This is a genomic window from bacterium endosymbiont of Bathymodiolus sp. 5 South, assembly GCF_900128535.1.
Classification (GTDB): domain Bacteria; phylum Pseudomonadota; class Gammaproteobacteria; order PS1; family Pseudothioglobaceae; genus Thiodubiliella.
In genome coordinates this window covers 1-1021 of the sequence record NZ_FQTR01000378.1, presented here as the reverse complement: position 1 = coordinate 1021, position 1021 = coordinate 1, and the positions used below count along the sequence as shown (strand labels likewise).

Genomic DNA, 1021 nt, shown 5'->3' with positions numbered 1-1021 from the left:
GGAAAGATTACCCTATAGGTGCTTATATTCATGCCTGTTCCACTACAACCAATACACAGATTGAAAACTTTAATAAATTTATAGGTTACTTAGATAAATTAGAAAAAAAACAAAAATTTAAATCTGTTCATCGTTATGTCGATTTTTTAAGAAGCTGTTTAACTCCTTTAATCCTTAATTTAACAGAAGGAGAAGAGATGTATGTTCTGCTATTAAAGATGGCTTTAAAAAAAGAATTACAAGAAAATTTCCAAATAGCCAACATATCAGAACTGGTTTCTTTTGATGAAGAAGAAACTAATCTATCTGCCGATGGACTTGAAATATCTTTTAATACAAAAAATACTATTGATTTTAAATTAAACTTGGATTTTATTGATGATATATCCAGGCTTTCAAGAGTGGTATTTTTTGAATCTCCTGCTTATTGGAGCGTTAGAGATGCCTTAAACAAGTCTAAAGAAGTAAGAGAAACAGGGGATTTAACAGGTGTATCAAAATATTTCTATGATTTAGATGAAACCTTAAACACCAAATCAACCAACCCACCATTAGAAATTATTTCAGAATTGGCAACTGAATTAAAAACAGAAATTGGTGGCGAGTTTATTTTTGAAAATGGTCGCCTGTCTTTTGTTGATGATTCTGGCAGAAGTGTTGATAAAAACTTAATTTCTTTTGGTATGACAAATCTAGGCATGATTCAGGCATTGTTAAAAAATAATGTAATAAGTAAAGGTTCATTTGTCTTTTTTGATGAGCCAGAGACCAACTTACACCCCGCTTGGCAGGTCGTATTAACCAAAGTTTTAATCAAATTGGCAGACAGTGGCGTTAATGTGGTGATGGCAACGCACAGCTTGGACATGATAAAGGCGTTAGAAGTTCATACCAAAGGAAAAGACGGTGATTTTATTGCGGTTAATCATTTTACAAAGGAAGGTGGCTTGCTTGAATTTGATTCCAACGACATTACTGAGAATTTAATAAAATCAAGAAATGAATTGATGAATGCTTATGA

General features: G+C 32.1%; 1 protein-coding gene. It reads left to right on the top strand.

The features are described from left to right. Positions 1-1021, top strand: a 1021-nt coding sequence (locus BBROOKSOX_RS11615; protein ID WP_139662035.1) for an AAA family ATPase, incomplete at both ends; no start/stop codon positions are given.